At 36.4% G+C, this 14,157-nt stretch carries 11 protein-coding genes; 1 reads left to right on the forward strand and 10 read right to left on the reverse strand.

Annotation, left to right across the window (positions count from 1 at the left end):
* Positions 1 to 83: 83 nt before the first annotated feature.
* Both ACXR6G_RS05190 and dtd read right to left on the reverse strand, forming a co-directional pair.
* Positions 84 to 422: a nucleotide pyrophosphohydrolase gene (locus ACXR6G_RS05190; protein WP_458360340.1), complete on the reverse strand. Its 339-nt coding sequence runs from the start codon at positions 420 to 422 to the stop codon at positions 84 to 86.
* Between the two features lie 181 nt (positions 423 to 603).
* Complete coding sequence (gene dtd / locus ACXR6G_RS05195; RefSeq protein WP_458360341.1) at positions 604 to 1,056, reverse strand: D-aminoacyl-tRNA deacylase; 453 nt, start codon at positions 1,054 to 1,056, stop codon at positions 604 to 606.
* A 219-nt stretch (positions 1,057 to 1,275) separates the two neighbouring features.
* On the opposite strand from dtd, the gene ACXR6G_RS05200 reads away from it, so the two are divergent.
* Positions 1,276 to 2,259 carry a lipoate--protein ligase gene (locus ACXR6G_RS05200; RefSeq protein WP_458360342.1) on the forward strand — a complete coding sequence of 328 codons (984 nt, stop codon included), beginning with the start codon at positions 1,276 to 1,278 and terminating at the stop codon, positions 2,257 to 2,259.
* Between the two features lie 49 nt (positions 2,260 to 2,308).
* Here ACXR6G_RS05200 and uvrC read toward each other — a convergent pair whose 3' ends face one another.
* The 8 genes from uvrC to ACXR6G_RS05240 form a co-directional block, all read right to left on the reverse strand.
* Positions 2,309 to 4,111: an excinuclease ABC subunit UvrC gene (uvrC, locus tag ACXR6G_RS05205; protein WP_458360343.1), complete on the reverse strand. Its 1,803-nt coding sequence runs from the start codon at positions 4,109 to 4,111 to the stop codon at positions 2,309 to 2,311.
* 42 nt (positions 4,112 to 4,153) lie between these two features.
* Positions 4,154 to 5,794, reverse strand: a complete 1,641-nt coding sequence (gene ade / locus ACXR6G_RS05210; RefSeq protein WP_458360344.1) for an adenine deaminase — start codon at positions 5,792 to 5,794, stop codon at positions 4,154 to 4,156.
* Between the two features lie 201 nt (positions 5,795 to 5,995).
* The gene (mnmG, locus tag ACXR6G_RS05215; RefSeq protein WP_458360345.1) at positions 5,996 to 7,873 is read right to left on the reverse strand and encodes a tRNA uridine-5-carboxymethylaminomethyl(34) synthesis enzyme MnmG; all 1,878 of its coding nucleotides are present in this window, start codon (positions 7,871 to 7,873) and stop codon (positions 5,996 to 5,998) included.
* Between the two features lie 136 nt (positions 7,874 to 8,009).
* A complete protein-coding gene (gene ybeY, locus ACXR6G_RS05220; protein ID WP_458360346.1) occupies positions 8,010 to 8,435 on the reverse strand; it encodes an rRNA maturation RNase YbeY in 426 nt (141 codons plus the stop codon).
* 3 nt (positions 8,436 to 8,438) lie between these two features.
* Positions 8,439 to 8,843: an ATP-binding protein gene (locus ACXR6G_RS05225; protein ID WP_458360347.1), complete on the reverse strand. Its 405-nt coding sequence runs from the start codon at positions 8,841 to 8,843 to the stop codon at positions 8,439 to 8,441.
* Positions 8,827 to 12,120 (reverse strand): hypothetical protein, encoded by a 3,294-nt coding sequence (locus ACXR6G_RS05230; protein WP_458360348.1) that lies wholly within the window; start codon positions 12,118 to 12,120, stop codon positions 8,827 to 8,829. Before ACXR6G_RS05230 ends, ACXR6G_RS05225 begins: the two co-directional genes overlap by 17 nt.
* Positions 12,121 to 12,162: 42 nt before the next feature.
* Positions 12,163 to 13,380, reverse strand: a complete 1,218-nt coding sequence (locus ACXR6G_RS05235; protein ID WP_458360349.1) for a murein hydrolase activator EnvC family protein — start codon at positions 13,378 to 13,380, stop codon at positions 12,163 to 12,165.
* Between the two features lie 3 nt (positions 13,381 to 13,383).
* The gene (locus ACXR6G_RS05240) at positions 13,384 to 14,142 is read right to left on the reverse strand and encodes a DUF4292 domain-containing protein (protein WP_458360350.1); all 759 of its coding nucleotides are present in this window, start codon (positions 14,140 to 14,142) and stop codon (positions 13,384 to 13,386) included.
* Positions 14,143 to 14,157: the final 15 nt, after the last annotated feature.

Raw genomic sequence — 14,157 nt, forward strand, 5'->3', positions numbered from 1 at the left:
GACTGAATTGATATGTATCTTCCCAAGAATATCTCAATTAAATAGATTTAGCACTTCATACTCTCCTCAATTGTACCAAATAATCACTTAAGCTTATCATTTTCTAAGTGACGGGTCTTGTCACGACTCGTTTTCTTTTCGATATTTTTTTTAAAAGCTTCAGTTAAATCCACACCTGTTTGGTTGGCCAAGCACATGAGAACCCAAAGAACGTCCGCCATTTCGTCTCCTAGATTCTTATCCGATTCTCCAGCCTTAAAGGATTGCTCGCCATATTTTCTCGAAATAATTCGGGCCACCTCTCCCACTTCTTCGGTAAGGATGGCCATATTGGTCAACTCGCTGAAATAACGCACACCGTATTTTTTAATCCAGGTATCAACCTGCTCTTGTGCCTCTTTTATACTTATTTCTTCATTCATCACTTCTTATAATTTACATGTTTGCCAAAATAAATTCAACCGCAATTCCGATGAATCGGAACGCTAATATTACTGCAAAGGACACAAAGAAACGATCAAAACAAATCAGCACATCAACCAATCATCGTTTTATCAGATCATCACATTATCAAATCAACACATCAGCATATTACCGCATCAATTACTCTTTGTTTTTAGTATCAATCGTAATGGTCACAGGGCCATCGTTAACCAATGAAACTTGCATTTCAGCGCCAAACTTCCCTCTCTGAGGTGTTTTGCCACTCTCCTTTTCCAAGGCCATTAAAAATGATTCGTATAAGGGGATTGATATGTCAGGTTTAGCTGCATTGATGTAGGAAGGTCGGTTCCCTTTTTTAGTGCGAGCATGCAGGGTAAACTGGCTAATAGCTAAAATATCGCCTCCAATTTCTATTAGAGATTTATTCATCACACCAGCTTCATCATCGAAGATTCTCAGACCACAAATCTTCTTGCAAAGCCAATCAATATCCTCTTGTCCGTCGGCATTTTCAATACCTACTAAAATCATAAGTCCCTTCCCGATTTCTCCGACAACTTGATTTTCAACTTCTACTGAAGCCCGCTTCACTCTCTGTATAACTACACGCATGTTCTAAATTTTAAGTTCTCGTTTAGCAAAGTTAAATTTTTGCTGATTTATAAATAGAAAAACAACATAAACCGACTATTAAAATCAAATCTTAATAAAGACAATCCGATTTTATTGAGCATATTTGTAATAAGCAATCGAAGAAGAAAGCTTGATGATTTCGGACTTCATAATCGACGTTTAAATCCAAAACAACAAGTCTAAAATTATAAATACCACATGTTCTACTATATCAGCAATAGCAATCAGGCCGCCTTTAATCAAGCAACAGAAGAATACTTATTGAAGAATTTCGATGAGAATTTCTATATGCTCTACCGCAACAAAGCAGCGGTGATTATTGGGAAGCATCAGAATGCTTTAGCTGAAATAAATTTGGATAAATGTCAAGAACAAGGCATTGAAATTGTGCGTCGTCTTTCGGGAGGTGGTACTGTTTTTCATGACGATGGAAACTTAAACTATTGCTTCATCAGCAATGGCACAAAAGGGGAATTAATCAATTTCCGAAAATACTCACAACCTGTCATCGATGTGCTTCAGAGTTTAAATGTGAATGCCAAATTCGAAGGGAAAAGTGATTTAACCATTGATGGGATGAAATTTTCGGGTAATGCCTCCCACATCTACAGAAGCAAAGTGATGCAACATGGCACCATGCTTTTCTCAAGCGATTTGAGTCGACTAAACAGCCTTTTAAAGGTTAATCCACTTACGTTTAAAGACAGAGGTATTCGATCGATTAGAAGTCGCGTATGCAACATCAGTGATCACCTCTCCACTCCTCTGAGTATTGATGAGCTTCAAAACAAAATCATTGAACACGTTCAAAATCTCTTCCCAGAAGTGAAATCTTACGAACTGACTGAAGAAGATCATCAGGCTATTCAGAAGTTGATGGATGAAAAATATTTGAAATGGGAATGGAACTTTGGTTACTCCCCAAAATACAAATTCGAAAGGCTAATTAGTTTTGCTAATGGTTATATTCTGGAAATTGAACTTGATATAGAAAAAGGTCGAATCGTCAGAGCTGAAATTTTGGGTAATTGTATTAAGATGGGAAATATTAATGAGTTGGAAAATAAACTTATCAATGTCCCCCATCACAAGGAAAGTTTGCTCCAGGAACTGGAACAAATCGATTTAAATGACTATTTCTTAAAAATAGAAATCGAAGATTTAATCAAAGCCATATTTTAGTCAATAATTTATTGGCTAAAATATCATTTATTACTGTAAGTAGAATATTCTAATTGAAATATTTCCAGAGCTTTATGGCTTTTGCTTTTCCTATACATTTTTCAAGATCTTCCAAACTCGTTTTTTTGATATTTTCTACCGATTTAAAGGTAGAAATCAAGCTTTGCTTGGTTTTCGGGCCAATTCCAGATACTTCATCCAGTTCTGAGGTGATAAAAGCCTTCGATCTCTTCAATCTATGAAAGGTGATCGCAAATCGGTGAGATTCATTTCGCAAATGCTGCACCACTTTCAAACTCTCCGAATTCTTATCCAGATACAAAGGGTAAGGATCTCCCGGGAAGAAGATTTCCTCAAGACGTTTTGCAATACCTACTATCGCAATCTTACCTCTTAAGTCAAGTTTCTCAAGGGCATTCAATGCGGCTCCCAACTGCCCTTTCCCACCATCAATAACAATCATCTGAGGCAATGACTTCTCCTCTTCCTGCAAGCGCTTATATCGCCTGTAAATGATCTCTTCCATGGAAGCAAAGTCATTGGCTCCAACTACAGTTTTAATATTAAAATGACGGTAATCTTTTTTATAAGGCTTCCCATTTCGAAATACAACACAAGATGCCACAGGATACTCCCCTTGAATATTCGAGTTATCAAAACACTCAACATGAACTGGCAAGTCCTGCAAGCGGAAATCCTTTTTCATGCCTTCCATTATTCGATCGGCATGTTTCTTTGGTTGTATCCTATCCAGCTGTTTCAACTTTTCCTGTCTGAAATACTTCACATGACGTAAAGACATGTCAAGAAGCTTCTTTTTATCACCTCTTTGAGGCACTATAAATCCAACATTATGCATGGACATATCCAGTTGGAAAGGCACTATTATTTCTTTAGCTGTACTCCCAAATTTTTGTCGAATCTCTATTATCCCCATCAATAAAAGTTCCGGATCACTCTCATTCAATTTCTTTTTGATTTCGATGGTATGAGCCTGAATAATGGCACCATTCACGACTTTTATAAAATTGACATAGGCCGTATCTTCATCAGCCAAAATTGAATAAACATCAATATTGTCAATCGTTGGACTAACAATAGTTGACTTACTTTTGTACTTCTCCAAAAGATCTAACTTCTCTTTAAGTTTATGAGCGTCTTCATATTTGTAATCATCAGCTAGAGTCTGCATCTTTTCTTTAAGGAAATTAGTAACCGTTCTAATATTACCTCTGAGAATATGGCGAATATCTGCTATAGTCTGACGGTATTCTTCGAATGATTCTTTGCCCTCACAAGGTGCTTTACAATTTCCTATATGGTATTCCAGACAAAGCTTAAACTTCCCTTGTGCAATACTCTCCTCACTTAATTTTAGACTACAAGTCCGTAGCTTATATAAAGAACGAATAAGATCCATAAGAGTTCTTACCATACGAACACTGGTGTAAGGTCCAAAGTATTCAGACCCATCTTTCACCAATTGACGGGTAGTATAAACACGTGGGTAAGTTTCCTTTTTTATACAAATCCATGGGTATGATTTATCATCCTTGAGAAGGATATTGTAACGAGGCTGATGCTTTTTAATTAGGTTGTTTTCCAGAAGAAGTGCATCCTCCTCCGTTTCCACAACCAGGTGTGTAATAGCTGCAATTTTCTTCACCATCACATTCGTTTTGGCAACATCATGCACCTTATTGAAATAAGAGGCTACACGTCGTTTTAAACGCTTAGCCTTTCCTACATATATAATCTTTTCTTGCTCATCAAAAAACTGATAAACGCCTGGTTCATCTGGCAAGGCAGCAATAAGCTCTTTTAAGCGAACAATGTGTTTGTTTTCTATCACAGATAATAGTTTCTAATGGATCAGCAAGCAATATAAACAAGACTATTCACAATACAAATCAATCAATTTAAATTGCTCGACATCAAATAGACCTTTATCAGAAAGTTTCAATTTAGGTATAACAAGTAAAGACATAAAAGCCAGGGTCATAAATGGCGAGTGAAAACCACTCCCAAAGCTTTTTGAAAAATTAGACATCTCCATATAGATCTCCAATAAATCTTCGCCTCTTTTGTTCGACATCAAGCCAGCTACATCAAGCTTTACAGATCGACATTCATTTTGCTCACAGGCGACCATCCCACCCTTCATCAGAATTAGCGAATTTAAGGCTTTTAATAAATCGGCATCGTTCGTTCCAACAGCAATGATATTATGACTGTCGTGAGCAATACTACCCGAAATAGCGCCCTTCTTAAAACCAAATCCTTTAGCGAAACCGACAACTGGCTTTTCATTATTGTAACGACTCATCACAACCATTTTGAGTAGGTCCTGTTCTGTATCTGAAACAAACTTACCATTTTCAGTTTTTGGGCGTCCATTTGTCCAACCGGTCAACAAATCACCATCACTAACCGTCATCACATGTACATCGCAGTCCTTAGCTTCAAGCTGAATATCCACGAGCTCTATTTCTTTACGGTAAAAATTATTCAAAATAATCTCATTGTGACTATCGAAGAACACCTCTCCCTCTTTATAGATACATTCTCCTTTCATATAAGAAGAATTCACTTGAAATGATTCAAAATTATCAATGACAATAAAATCTGCAGAGTCTCTCACTTGAAGTAATCCTAAATTGAGACCATAATGTTTGATGGCATTATAGGATGAAGCACGTAATAAATTCATAATGTCACAGCCTTTCTCTAAGCCCATACGAATAAGATTATCAATATGTCCTCTTTCGAATAAATCATCCGGATGTGTATCATCCGTACACAACATGACACGGTCAGGATGCGTTTCTATAAGGGAATACAAAGCATCAAAATCTTTAGCTGCACTTCCCTCTCGGATCTGTATCATCATTCCAAGACGTATCTTATTCAGAGCTTCGTCTAAAGTCGAACATTCATGATCTGCAGAAACACCTGCGGCAACATACTTTCTAAGATCCTCTCCGTTGACACCAGGAGCGTGCCCATCAATTTTCTTCCCTAATCGTTTGGTCGCAACAATCTTTTTCATGACATCAAGATCACCTCGAATCACACCAGGGTAATCCATAACTTCGGCAAGACAGACAACCTCTTCCCTTTTCAACAAACTCTCGACCTTATTAGGTCCCAATTTAAAACCCGAAGTTTCATATGGTGTAGCAGGAACGCAAGAAGGAACACCGAAGCGAATTTCTAGAGGTGTTTTTGCGGCGTCATTTATCATGAAGTCAATCCCTATCTCTCCCAATACATTTGCTATTTCATGCGGATCAGTCACAACACCTAAAGTTCCTTTTCTAACAACCAAATCAGCAAAGCGGCTTGGTATTAAAAGAGAACTTTCAATATGAACGTGCGAATCAACTAGGCCAGGAAGAATGTAGCAATCCGGAACATCATCAAGTTCCTTGATTGAATGAATCACACCATCTTTAACTTCTATCTCTCCCTTAAAGATTCTCCTGGAGACAACATCGACAATATTCCCTGCTATAGTAAAGTTTGATTCAGCCATATCATTAAGTTTTCAAATTATAATACAAGATACTCAAGTATCAAGTTAAAAAGAATAGGGATTAAAATATACTTGATATTTCTCATCCAAATCTATTATACTAAAAACTCGAAAACACCCATCTTACAATAAAGATAAGGCATTTTCGAGCTCTCAGAGGGCATTTCTTTCTCAAACACCCTGTGCGTTCCACGTGGAACATTAACGCCCCATAAGGATTATAAGCACGTTTATATCACTTGGGGAAACCCCAGGTATACGTGAAGCCTGACCTATGGTTTCAGGTTTAATTTTATCTAATTTCTGACGCGCTTCAGTCGATAATGATTGTAAACTTGTATAATCAAAACGATCTGTAATCACAATTTTCTCAAGTCGAGTCAGCTTATCTGCTATTAGTTTTTCCCTCTCGATATAGCCTGAATACTTAATCAAAACTTCAGCAGCTTCAATAATCTCATCTCTCCTATTAGGTATCGATTCTACGATTTCTTTCAGAGGAAGAATGGTATCAAGTAAGTCTGTGATATGGACCTGAGGTCTCAAAATAACATCGTAAAGTTTCATGCCTTGCTTAAGAGGACTTGTTCCCAAATCTTCAAGTACAGCATTGATATATTTGGGTTTCACGCCAAACTCCTTACAGAAGTCAATCAGTCTATTTCTATATACAATTTTATCCTGAAGCAAATCCATACGATCCTGATTTGCCAATCCTAAATCAAACGCTCGTGGAGTTAACCTCACATCTGCATCGTCTTGTCTCAATAGAATTCTGTATTCAGCACGCGAAGTAAACATACGATAGGGTTCATCAACTCCTTTAGTCACTAGGTCGTCAATCAAAACACCAATATAAGCTTCATTACGTTTTAAAGTAAATGGATCACGATTTTGCACTTTTAAACTTGCATTTATACCTGCCATCATACCTTGTGCGCCTGCTTCCTCGTAGCCCGTAGTTCCGTTAATTTGACCTGCAAAATAGAGGTTCCCAATCAACTTAGTCTCTAAAGTATGAAACAACTGCGTCGGGGCAAAATAATCGTACTCTATAGCATAACCCGGACGATACATTTTAACATTCTCCAAACCAGGCACTTTCCTTAAACCATTCAACTGAATGTCCCAAGCTAAACTAGAAGAAAATCCGTTAATATAATATTCATGTGTGGTTTCACCTTCTGGTTCTAAGAATAACAGATGTTCTTTTTTCTCTGCAAAAGTGGTCAACTTCGATTCGATACTCGGACAATAACGTGGCCCTGTACTCTGAATGGTTCCATCGTACATAGGAGACTCTTCAAAGCCAAGTTCAAGTGCTGCGTGAACATCTGGATTGGTATAAGTAATGTAACAAGGTCGCTGAATAAGCTCCTTATCTACATGATCTGTTAGGTATGAAAATTGATGAAAATCATCTTCCCCATCCTGTCTCTTCATCACTGAAAAATCAATACTTCTTGCATCAAGACGAGCTGGTGTTCCAGTCTTCATTCTGCCAACTTCGAAACCTACGGATTTCAACTGCTCGCTAATTCCGAGCGAAGCTGGTTCGGAAGAACGGCCACCCATTTCTTGTTGACGCCCAACATGCATCAGACCATTCAAGAAAGTTCCATTGGTTAAAACAACTGATTTAGATTTGATATCAATTCCCAGTTTTGTTTTAACACCAACCACCTTTTCATTTTCAAAAAGAAGACCTACTACGGCATCTTGCCACATGTCTAAGTTATCGGTATTCTCAACAACCCTTCTCCACTCGGCAGAAAAAACCATTCGATCGCATTGTGCTCTTGGACTCCACATGGCAGGTCCTTTAGAACGATTCAGCATTCGAAATTGGATGGATGACTTATCGGTAACAATACCAGTATGTCCTCCTAATGCATCAATCTCTCTCACAATTTGGCCCTTAGCAATACCACCAATAGCAGGATTACAAGACATTTGAGCGATCTTATTCATATCCATGGTGATAAGAAGCACCGAGGAACCTAAATTGGCAGCTGCCGTTGCGGCTTCACAACCTGCATGACCTGCACCAACTACTATAACATCATATTTAGCTAACATATACGTTTTCAGTGTTTTACACCTATATTTACCATCGAAATTTAGGGTAATATATTATATATCACCTCTTTAAATGCCATAAAAAGACAATGTAAAAAGCTAATAATCAATTTTTTAATTCGAAAATTTCACAAACTTAATGAATCTTGGAAAGTAAAGCTAATGATTCATCTTCCTTTTGGGTCATTATTTCCTGATCTTCATCACACTTATCATCAATCCCAAGTAGGTGAAGTACACCATGCACAATCACTCGTTGTAGTTCATCGAAGAAATCAACCTGATATTCTTCAGCATTATCACGAACGGTATCCACAGAAATAAAAAGATCTCCCGAAATGATATCCGCAACGGTATAGTCAAAAGTGATGATATCAGTGAAGTAATCATGATTTAAATGTTCACGATTCATCTCCAACAAATAATCATCAGAACAAAAATAATAATTAATCTCCCCTATCTCGCATTCGAAATTCTCTACGACTTGAGAGATCCACAAACTGATTCTTTCCTGATTGATTTCAGGCATTTCAGTTTCACACGTATTGTAACTTATCTCCATTGATTATAGATTGAAAATCATTTTAACATGTCTGCCCTCAGCACTATAATGCACTGAATCGGCCAAATGATTCATCAAAAATAAGCCTCTTCCGTGGATTTTCTCAATATTTTCGGGAAGAGTTGGGTCTGGTATGCATAAAAAATCAAATCCTTCACCTTCATCTTTGATAACACAAGATATACAGCGTTCATTTACCTGAAAACGGATCGAAACATTCTTTTTATGATCGAGCTTGTTGCCATGCAAAATAGCATTGTTCACAGCTTCAAGAACTGCTAATGAAATTTTATCGCGAGCTTCGGGGCTGATTTTGTAATGTGAAGACAGGTTACTAATTAGATTCTCGACGCGTTTCAAATAATCAATACGTGAAGGAAACTTTAATAAGTTATCTGCTTTTGCCATCGTTTAATCGAATAAGATAGTCTAAATAAATTTTATTGTAGTAGTCTATGAGTTTCACGTTCGAATCATTAAACAGGTCATCGAACTCGGTATCTGTTTTCTTATACTTAAAAATTGCCTTAGGGTTACTCAATTTATGATTAAGTCCCGATTTACTTTCTCTTTTCTTATCAAAATCTTTCTCTCGTGACGAATTTTCAGCTTCCAACAATCGAGTCATTATCTTATTTTGACGACTGATAGTCTGCCTGTTAATGGAGAAATTTGAGATTTCACGTTCAGTTTGCTCCATCATTCTCATCACTTCTCTCAAAACTTTCTCTGTTTGTTCACCATGCCCACCATGCTGAATCATTTCATTCATCTTTTGACGGAACATTTCTTGCTCTCGCAAATATTTCCCCATCTTCTCACCATCTTGCCCAGGTTTACCTTTTCCATCTTTCATGCCTTTAATCATCTGTTCAAGCATCTTTTTTAGAGATTCCTGCTGCGATTTCATACCTGAAAAAGAAGGCTGTTTACCTTTCTTATCTCCCATTTGGCTACCTGGCATGCCATTGGCCATTTGCTCCATAAGCTGTTTTAAAGCTTCTGATAAAAAAACAGCCAACTCATTAATCTCTGTCATCGACTTCTGTTGAGTCACTCTGGCCTGATAAGCCCTACGATTATTCAACTCGTCGAGACTCTGACTCAATAAATCCTCCAAATCAAAAATTCTATTACCAATAAGAGCAGCAACCTGAGGGGTACGACTCGATAAAGACAATAAAGAATCTTGTAATAATTGATATTCTTCTTTCAGAAGCCCCTGCCTGTCTATAATATTGACATATAATGGGTTCTGATAGTTTGTTTTTTGCAAATCTAAAATAAGCTTTTCTTGTTGAAAAGAAAAATCTATTAGGTTATTTAGTAATTTACTTAACATATCCGTATCGACACTCACCTGCATAGACATGCTTCCAGCCATCGCCTTTGATAGCTTTTGCGCCATCTGAGATTGTTTCTGAGAAGAATTCTGCATGCTCTTTCCAGCCTTACCCATTTTATTATCGCGAAGTTGATCCAGACTTTCTTGCATGCTCTTCTGAATCTCATATTTTTCATTTTTAAAATCGCCGAGCTTAAAAGGTTTTTGAATTTCTGAATTCTTCTTCATCATACCATCCAGATCCTTTTCGATACGCTCCCACTCCATTTTTGCACTGACCTGTTTTCGGATGGCAAGCTCTTTATCTTTTCTCTTAAATTGAGAAAGTGCTTTTTGCTCTTCAGCTAATTTTTCAATTCGGGAAGAAAGTTGCTTCACACCCAATTCAATTTCGTAGCGCTCCAGTAATTGTAAATTTCGATCAAGCTGCTTCTGAAAATCGTCCATAGACATTTTCAATTGATTTCCCAATTTGTTAATCTTATCTCTATCTAGCTCTTCTGCCAATTTATTAAATTCATCGAAAAGATTTTTTAGCTCATCATCCAAAATTTTCTCCATCAGCTCTTCAATCTTCTTTTGTTTGTCTAAAAGCAACGAATCTTGCAATCCTGCCGCTTTCATAAGCTGATTTTTACGGGCATTATCCTTCTTAATTTCTTTTAAGAGATTCTCAAGATGGTTTTTCTGAGTTTCAATTTCCTGAAACATCTGATTTTGTTGCCATTGATCACTTGAATTATCCAATAAACTCTTCTGTAATTTATGGACTTCCTGCTGTATAGAACGACTTATTTCCTTTCCTTTCTCCATTTTACTAGTCAAACTATCCTGAATGTGAGAATTCAGTTCAAAAACCTGTTCGGCGTTTGGTAAGTAGTAATTTAGAAAATCGGACTTTGTACTTTTGGGTTTATTGATGGCATCATTATCGAACACTTCAAAATAATATTGAACTCGACTTCCTTGAGGCAGATTAGCCGAAGAAAAATCGAAGGCAAAATAAAATTCTTGGCGATTTAGATTTTTTTGAATCGGGACTCTTAAAAATTTAGCAGATTCTCCTTCGACTTCATAAGCAAAACGCAATTTGCTAAAACCGTAATCATCTTTAATCACACCCTTAAAATAATAGGCAGATGCATTCAAAGAATCTTGTTGTAAACTTATTCCAATATTTGGAAATTGATCAGGCAAAGCCTCCAACTTGTAACGCGCATAAATGGCATTATTATACTCACTATTGGCTAGTGATATTTCATAGGTATCAGATTCGAAAACAGTTTTTTCAAATTGCAATTTGGAGTCTGATTTGAAAATAGACTTATCCATCTTCACAAAGTGGAGCCCAAGAGTATCGGCATCGTAAGCCTCTATAAGCCATTCTAATCTCGATCCAGCAGCAAAGCTCACATCACCTATTTGGTTTTCTGTACGTGAAGGTAAACCTGTATATAATGGCGGATTGATCTTGATTTCTAGCTTATCTAAAATGGGTTTTGACTTAACATGTAATCGATAAAGTTGTGATTTTGTTTTGCCAGATTGAAGAGAAAATAAAATCTCAGAATTGATGTTACGAAATTCATAAGTAAAGTTGCCGATACCATCTGAGAGCATCAAATACTTTTGTCCACCAAAAATCAATTCTACTGATTCAGGAAAATATTTACCTTCAGTTCGAACACTCAAAAGATAATTCTCTCCTTTCTCTGCCAGTAAATCGCTCTCAAGGATAAACTCAAAATCGGACGGCGCTTTAAATTCTTCTCGAAAATGGATAAGACGCTGCCCACTACTTGGATAAAAATCGGGGAAAGCAATATAAATCACCAATGAAAGAATCAAAATGCCCAGGAGATACTTAAAATAAATAGAAGCATCCTTAAATGAAATACTATCTCGAAAGGATAAGAATTTTAAGGTCGAAATACGCTGGTTGATACTGGCAATAAGAAGTGCATTTTCTTCAGGGTTCCTCGAAGCATCTTCACTTAATTCATAGGTATTAAGCAATCTATCTTCCAAGTCAGGGTAATGAACAGATATAATAGAAATGGCTTTTCTATAGGAAATCCGAGCCCCTTTATTAAGAAGTCCCCTCAAAGGGAGAATAATGAATGATATAAAAACAATGAGCTGCAAACTAGCTCCAATAAGAACCAAAATTGTTTTAATTCGAGCAGATAGATAGAGATGGTATTCAAAAACACTCAGGCTCAAATAAAGACCAATTAAGAAGAGAATAGTCAGTAGTAGACCTCTCAAAATTTGAAATTGATAATACTTCCGGATAAAATTATCCAGTTTTTCAATAAATATATCTTGGTTGGACTCCATTTACTTGAAAATAGATAAAAAGATTAAAGTCAGCAAAACTAACTACTTCTTCAGTAACCATGTAGAAGGATTCAGCTTACTGGTTGATTTCCACATCTGAAATTTAAGAACCGTTTGATTCTCCTTTTCATCCGTGTAAACTAAACCAATTTCCTCTTTAGCAGAAAGCAAGTCTCCCTTTTTAACAGTGACCTTAGCTAAATTTGAATAGACAGTCATATAATCGCCATGCTTAATGATAACAACCATATTCAATCCTGGCATAGATAAGATATGCGTCACTTCTCCCTTAAAAATTGATCGACAAATTGACTTCGGTTTCGTTGTTATATCAATACCATCATTGTTTACTCTCACATGTTTCAGCACAGGGTGAGCATGCTGTCCAAATTTCTGAGATATGAAACCAGTAGATGTTGGCCAGGGTAATTTTCCTTTATTTTGACTAAAGTTCGCCCCTAGAACTTTCTCTTCTGGTGTTAAACCGTATGCACCGCTGGTATTCTTTTTCTTCTTGGCCAAACGAGCTTGATCAGCAATAATTTTGCGAATCTTCTTTTCTAGCTTTCTATCATTATTACGCTGAGTCGTCAAATTCTTACGAAGCGTTCTCTCCTTTTTCTTCAATTGAGAAAGCACACTCGATTGTTGTTTTCTCTGAGTCGATAAACCTGTTGATGCTTTTGTATTGAGAGCCAAAAGAACCTGCTTCTCTTTTTTTGCAAGTTTTAATCGATCAAGTTTTAAATCTAAATCAACTTTAATTTCAACCAATTGCTCACCACTTTTACGAGTAAATTCAGAAAATTGTTGCAGGTATTTATACCTCATATAAGCCTGATTGAAATCTTTTGAGGCAAATAGAAACATCAGTTTATCGCGAGAATTCTTTTGACGGTGGGCATATAGAATAAGCTTTTCATACTGGACTTTTAGCTTATCGTATTTCTTTTCCAGGTTTGAAATCTCCTTATTCGTATTCCCAATTTTAGAGTCCGTAAAATCCAATTCATGTTGGATATTAAGAATCAAATTCTCTTGTAGTTTAATCTTTCTATTAAGTACTGACAAGAGACCTAAGCTTGATTTTTTCTTCTTCTGAGTACTCTGCAAAAGCTTTTGAGTATAGGCTATATCTTTAGCATTCTGCTCCTTTTGCTTCTTAAGTTTGGATATATCTTGTGCAGTTACCGAACTGTTCAGCAGTAGAAAAGTGATAATGAAAAATAGAATTGACTTCTGACTTTTAAGAAATCCCATAGTTTATTCTGGATAGATTCTTTTATATTTACTTGAAACCCTAAATGGAAATTTAATTTCTTGATTCAATACAAGTTTATTATATTTCAATTTACAAGATAAGGATTGTAATGAATCCTTTACCTTAAAAACCATTTCGCTTGGAAACTTTTGCCCTTCCAAATCAATAAAGTCACGATACTTTAATGTTATATCCCGTTCCTCACCAAACAATCTGACCAAAACATCCGTAATTTTCATCAGTGATGGGTCTATTTCGAAGCGTTGGTAATTGAACTTATAAAGCTTAGAATATTTATCTTTCCTAAGCTTTCTTTCTACCTTAGATGCTTTATCTGAGATGAATACATATTTATCATCGATCACTTTCCCCTTAAAATTTCTAACAAAAGGACGTTGTCTTTCATAAAGACCTTGCAATTGGAAAATCTCGTTTGTTAAAATACTCTGAAGCGTAAAGAAATCAACATCCATATTAAGTTTTTCCGATAAAAAAGTGAAATCACTTGCTATGTACTCCTTCTTCAAACGGTCTAACATCTTAACAGAATCAGGTGTAATGTAAATACGAGCCACTTCAAGAATTCCAGTTGGCGCATTAATTTTCACCATGATAATACTGTCTCTTAAAATTTGGATTGATCCTCTAATATTTTGGGATTTCCCCTTTGATTCGTAATGCGCTGAAAAGCGCTTAACCCAAAGTGTATTGTAGAATAAACTACTATCCAAAACTTGATTATAGAGTTTATTATCACTCATACCATGTGCTCGTTT

This window comes from Ancylomarina sp. YFZ004 (assembly GCF_054254355.1).

Bases quoted from the DNA above. Each gene is read 5' to 3' on its own strand.
- ade (WP_458360344.1), bottom strand. From the start codon at position 5,794: ATGGCTGAATCAAACTTTACTATAGCAGGGAATATTGTCGATGTTGTC.
- dtd (WP_458360341.1), bottom strand. From the start codon at position 1,056: ATGCGTGTAGTTATACAGAGAGTGAAGCGGGCTTCAGTAGAAGTTGAA.
- ACXR6G_RS05225 (WP_458360347.1), bottom strand. From the start codon at position 8,843: ATGGCAAAAGCAGATAACTTATTAAAGTTTCCTTCACGTATTGATTAT.
- ACXR6G_RS05200 (WP_458360342.1), top strand. From the start codon at position 1,276: ATGTTCTACTATATCAGCAATAGCAATCAGGCCGCCTTTAATCAAGCA.
- mnmG (WP_458360345.1), bottom strand. From the start codon at position 7,873: ATGTTAGCTAAATATGATGTTATAGTAGTTGGTGCAGGTCATGCAGGT.
- ACXR6G_RS05235 (WP_458360349.1), bottom strand. From the start codon at position 13,380: ATGGGATTTCTTAAAAGTCAGAAGTCAATTCTATTTTTCATTATCACT.
- ACXR6G_RS05230 (WP_458360348.1), bottom strand. From the start codon at position 12,120: ATGGAGTCCAACCAAGATATATTTATTGAAAAACTGGATAATTTTATC.
- ACXR6G_RS05190 (WP_458360340.1), bottom strand. From the start codon at position 422: ATGAATGAAGAAATAAGTATAAAAGAGGCACAAGAGCAGGTTGATACC.
- ACXR6G_RS05240 (WP_458360350.1), bottom strand. From the start codon at position 14,142: ATGAGTGATAATAAACTCTATAATCAAGTTTTGGATAGTAGTTTATTC.
- ybeY (WP_458360346.1), bottom strand. From the start codon at position 8,435: ATGGAGATAAGTTACAATACGTGTGAAACTGAAATGCCTGAAATCAAT.